Annotated in this window: 4 protein-coding genes; 2 read left to right on the top strand and 2 right to left on the bottom strand. The window is 69.6% G+C overall.

The window, feature by feature from the left end:
- Window positions 1-205: 205 nt before the first annotated feature.
- Together ACFW0G_RS45265 and ACFW0G_RS45260 are read right to left on the bottom strand one after the other, a co-directional pair.
- Entirely contained in the window at window positions 206-1,468 is a 1,263-nt protein-coding gene (locus tag ACFW0G_RS45265; protein ID WP_378331785.1) for an MFS transporter, read from the bottom strand.
- Between the two features lie 151 nt (window positions 1,469-1,619).
- The gene (locus tag ACFW0G_RS45260) at window positions 1,620-2,555 is read right to left on the bottom strand and encodes an LLM class F420-dependent oxidoreductase (protein WP_378331784.1); all 936 of its coding nucleotides are present in this window, start codon (window positions 2,553-2,555) and stop codon (window positions 1,620-1,622) included.
- A gap of 119 nt (window positions 2,556-2,674) precedes the next feature.
- Between ACFW0G_RS45260 and ACFW0G_RS45255 the strand changes: the two genes are divergently transcribed.
- Together ACFW0G_RS45255 and ACFW0G_RS45250 are read left to right on the top strand one after the other, a co-directional pair.
- On the top strand, window positions 2,675-3,172 hold the full coding sequence (locus ACFW0G_RS45255) for an OsmC family protein (RefSeq protein ID WP_378331783.1): 498 nt from the start codon (window positions 2,675-2,677) through the stop codon (window positions 3,170-3,172).
- Window positions 3,173-3,253: 81 nt separating this feature from the next.
- Window positions 3,254-4,891 (top strand): Na+/H+ antiporter, encoded by a 1,638-nt coding sequence (locus ACFW0G_RS45250; protein WP_378331782.1) that lies wholly within the window; start codon window positions 3,254-3,256, stop codon window positions 4,889-4,891.
- Window positions 4,892-5,005: the final 114 nt, after the last annotated feature.

The following is a 5,005-nucleotide window of genomic DNA, read 5'->3' as shown; positions in this document are numbered from 1 at the left end:
GCAACCCAGCAAACCCCTACGGCACAACCACAACCCACCCCGTCAAGCACCCAGACCAGCACCAACAGGATGAAAAAACCCCAATGTGGCGTTCGGTGCGTTGAACGCAACCAACGCCACATTGGGGCGCATGACCCCCGAGAACCCCAGGCCTCTGAGTGTCCACAATGGTCAGATACTGTGGACACTCGCGGGCAGAGCGCGGTCAGGAAGCTGGGCGAGTTCCTGGCGCGGGAACGGCTTCCGGAGCGGAGTTCGCCTTTCTGGAGTGCACTGCGACGACGCCGAGCGCGCCCAGTGCGCCCACCCCCGCGAAGGCGTAGAAACCCCACGGATAGGCGATTCCCGCGCCGAGCAGAGCCCCGCCGAGGATCGGGCCGCAGATCGCACCGGTGCGGCCGACACCGGCTGCCCAGCCGAGCGCCGTCGCGCGGATCGCGTCCGGGTAGCGCTTGCCGATGTAGGCGTACACCAGCACCTGGGCGCTGAACACGAACGCGCCGGTCAGGAACACCGCCACGTACAGCGCGACCGACGGCAGCCGCACGCTCAGCACCGCCAGGAACACCGCGGCGAGGACGAACCAGCCGATGGTCGCGGGCCGGACACCGACGCGGTCGGCGACACGACCGGCCACGATCAGCCCGGCGACACCGCCGAGGTTCAGCGTCAGCAACAGACCGAGCGACGCGCCGAGCGGGTACCCGGCCTGCCGCATGATCTCAGGCAGCCAGGTGTTGAGCCCGTACACCAGCAGCAGTCCCATGAACGAGGTCACCCAGAACGCGATTGTCGCCCGTAGCAGGCCACCGCGGAACAGCCCGGCCACGACGTTCCCGGCAGGCGCGTCAGCGGCCTGGCGGGCCTGCCGCACCCGTTCGAACTGCTCGGACTCGGGCAGGTAGCGCAGCATGAGCGGCACCAGCACGAGTGCGGGCAGCGCACCTGCGACGAACATCGCGCGCCAGCCGAACGGCGAGATGAGCACGATGCCGAGCAACGCCGTGAGCACCGCGCCGACGTGGTAGCCGGTCATCACCGTGGTGGTCGCGCTGCCGCCACGGCCCTTCCTGGCGAACTCCGACACGAGCGCGATCGCCGTCGGCAGGCAGCCGCCGAGGCCGAGCCCGGCAAGGAACCGGAGCAGCCCGAACACGAACGCGGACGGCGCCAGCGCACACAGCACGGTGCACACCGAGAACCACACGACCGCCGTGATCAACGCCTTCCGCCTGCCGATGACGTCGGTGACCGTGCCGATCGCGAGCGCGCCCAAGGTCATCCCGACCAGGCCGGCGGTCGAGATCACCGAGGCCGTGCCGGGGCCGAGGCCCCAGACGTGGCCGCGTAGCAGCACCGGCAGGACGGTGCCCAGCACGACGAGATCGAACCCGTCGAGCAGGACAGCCGCCCAGGCCAGTGGGACGACCCAGTGCCGGGCCGCGGTGGTCGGGGCGCCAGGGGACATGGGGACCTCCGGGGTGCGTCAGTGCACGTTCTCCGCACAGTCGTACGGATGGCGCACAGTATGCCCGTGAGGTACGACACAAACCAGCGTGCTTCCACTCGGCGGAAACACGGCCCCGATTCCCTTGACCATCCCCGAGCCGGTCAAAGAATCACAAGCGGCTCTTCAGCTCGCCGAGGAACTTCCAGGTACGCAGCCGGTCCTCGGCCGAACCCAGCCCGGTCTGGGACGCGACGATCTCGGTGGCACCGGCCTCGAAGTACCGGCGGATCCCGGCCTCGACCGTCGCCTCGTCGCCGATCAGCGTGAGATCGGCGCCGTGCGAAACGCCTTCGGCGTCGAGAAGCCGCCGATACGACGGGAGATCACCGTAGAAGGCGAGCTTCTCGAGGGCGTTCGCGCGCACGGCGTCGACGTCGTCGGTCACCACCGCGGACACGGCCGCGATGACGCGCGGAGCGGGTCGTCCCGCCTTCGACGCGGCCTCGGTCAGCACCGGCGCGATCAGCGTGGAAAGCGCTTTCGGACCGGCCAGGAACGTCAGCGTGCCGTCGGCGAGTTCCCCGGTCACCCGCAGCGCCTGCGGCCCGAGCGCGGCGATGATGACCGAGGTCTCGGTGGCGCCAGGAAGCACGGCGGGGAACGGCGGCCGCGCGGCGAACGTCTCGCCGTCGAACCGCGGCTCTTCCCCGGCGAAAACGGTGCGCAGCACGGTCAGGTATTCGCGCAGATGCCGGATCGGCGGCGCGTACGGGAGGCCGTAGACGGGTTCGAGGAATTCCTTGGCGCCGAGCCCGATGCCGAGGGTGAACCGGCCGCCGACCGCGGCCTGCGCGGTCTGCGCGAGTGCCGCGACGAGCAGCGGATGGCGTGGGTAGATCGGCACCACCGAGGTCCCGATTTCGATGTCCGGCACCTCGCGACCGGCGAGTCCGGCGAGGGAAATGGCGTCGTAGCCGAAGAGCTGGGAGAACCAGACCGAGCCGAGCCCGGCGTCGGCGGCTTGATGGGCCTGGGTGATGAGTTCGTCGACGGTGTTGTGCGGGGACGGGTTTTCCCCGGCGGGCAGCGTCACTCCGATGGTCATGATCGGGACTACGGCTCGCGGCGGGACGGTATTCCGCTCCCAGGACTTGGGAAGCCGCGCGCGAAGAGCGGGAAATCCGGACGCTGTGACCTACGCCCCTATCCCTACGAGGAGTAGTCATGTCGCTCATCGACGTTATCGAAGGCACGCGCGACGCCATCGACAACGACCTGCACAACGCCGCGGTGTCCTTCCGCGTCGCGAACACGCTCGCTCCCGGCACCGCGACCGTCGTCGAGGTCAAGGTGCGCGACAAGACCTTCACGGTCGACGAACCCGGCGCGCTCGGCGGCACCGACACCGCCGCCAACCCGGTCGAATACGCGCTCGCCGCGCTCGGCTCGTGTCAGGTGATCACGTACCAGTTCTGGGCGGCGAAGCTCGGCATCCCGCTCGGCTCGGTCCGGGTCACTGTGGACGGCGACCTCGATCTGCACGGCTTCTTCGGCTTCTCGCTCAACACCCGGCCGGGCTTCGGCGACGTCCGCGTGTCGGTCGACCTCGACGGCCCCGCGACCCGCGACCAGTACGAGCAGCTGCGCCGCGAGGTCGACGAGCACTGCCCGGTGCTCGACCTGTTCCGCCACGAGACCCCGGTGAGTACCCGCCTCGCCTGAATCTTGCGGGACACCCGCACCCGATCGGCATCTCCTGCCCGCACGGCGCCGATGGGCGAAGATCGCCTTCGGAGGTCGTCGATGGATGTTCTGACCCTGATGGGGCTGCTCGCCGGGTCGCTCGGGCTGACCGCGCTCTGCCGCCGGTACAACCTGTCCGCGCCGCTGGTGATCGTCGTGGTCGCGCTCGCCGTGGCGCTGATTCCCGGTGTGCCGAGGATCGAGCTGGCACCCGAACTGATCCTCACCGTGGTGCTGCCGCCACTGCTGTACTCGACGTCGCTGGACAGCTCGATCACGCAGTTCCGCGACAACCTGCGCCCGATCATCGCGCTCGGCGTGCTGCTGGTGGGCCTCACCGCGGTCGTCGTCGCGGTGGTGGTGCACCTGTTGCTGCCCGATCTGCCGTTCGCCACCTGCCTCGTGCTCGGCGCCGTCGTCGCCCCGCCGGACGCGGTGAGCGCGGTCGCGGTCGGCAGCAAGCTCGGGCTGCCCCGCCGGATCATGGCCGTGCTGACCGGGGAAAGCCTCGTCAACGACGCGGCCGCCCTGACGCTGTACAAGGTCGCGCTGGCCGCGGTCGCCGGGACGGCGGGCTCGATCGGGCACGGGTTCGCGGTGTTCGTCGTCGCCACCGTGCTCGGGAGCGCGGTCGGCCTGGTGATCGGCATGATCGTCGGGCTCATCCGGCGCAGGCTCACCGATCCGTTGCTGGAGTCCGCGTTCGGGATCATCGTGCCCTTCGCCGCGTACGTGCTCGCCGAGCACCTCCATCCGTTCGGTACCGGGTTCAGCGGTTCCGGTGTGCTCGCCGTCGTCACGGCCGGGCTGTATCTCGGACGCGGGTCGCTCAACGCCTCACCCGCGACGCGTGCGCAGGACGCCTCCGTGTGGGCCTCGATCGACGTCCTGCTGGAGGCGCTGGTGTTCGCGCTGATGGGCCTCCAGTTGCCGTTCGTGCTCGACACCGCGGACCACGCCGCCCGCGGCAACGGGCAGCTCGCGCTCGTCGCCGTCATCGTGCTGGCGGTGACGATGTTCGTCCGGATACCCGCGGTGCTCGGGATGAGCTATCTGCCACGGGGATTGCGCCTGTTCCGCCGCGAAGGGCCGTCGCAGTCCTGGCGGTCAAATCTGGTGATCGCCTGGGCGGGCATGCGCGGGGTCGTCACGCTCGCCGCCGCGTCCGGTGTTCCGGTGGACACCCCCGGCCGCGCCGAGATCCAGCTGTTCGCCTTCTCCGTCGCGATCGGGACCGTGCTGATCCAGGGCCTCACCCTGCCGCCGCTGATCCGCGCGTTGAAGGTGCAGGATCCGGACGAGGCCGCACGCGACCAGGCGGAGGAAATCGCCGCGCGTACCGCGGCCAAGGACGCGGCGCTGGCGAAACTCGACGAGCTGATCGCGACCCAGCTGTCCACTATGGACGTTCCACCCGAGCGGGCGGAACGCTTTCGCGAGCGGCTGCGGAACATCGTCGACACGCGATACCGGGCCGCGATCGAGGCGATCTCGCTGTCCGCCGAAGAACGCGCGAGCAGCCGGACCGCGGCGTTCCACCGGGCGCGTGGCGAAATGCTCGTCGCGCAACGGCAGGCGCTGCTGGCCGAACGGGAGGCCCACCGCCTCGACGACGACATCCTGCGGAAGGTGCTGCGGGAACTCGACCTCGAAGAGCTGAGCCTCTCGGCCTCCCCGCTCAGCACCCGGCTGAGCTGAAGGGGACGTTCGTCTCGTTAGACGCGCTGAAGGGGACTTTCCTCGCATCGCCAGCGCGGAAAATCACCATCAGCACACCTCAAGCGAACTCGTTCCGAACCAAGGTCTGCTCAC

Origin of the sequence: Amycolatopsis sp. NPDC058986, assembly GCF_042741125.1 — a bacterium.
Taxonomy (GTDB): domain Bacteria; phylum Actinomycetota; class Actinomycetes; order Mycobacteriales; family Pseudonocardiaceae; genus Amycolatopsis.
The sequence above is the reverse complement of the archived record's forward strand: the minus strand, read 5'-3'. Positions and strand labels throughout refer to the sequence as shown.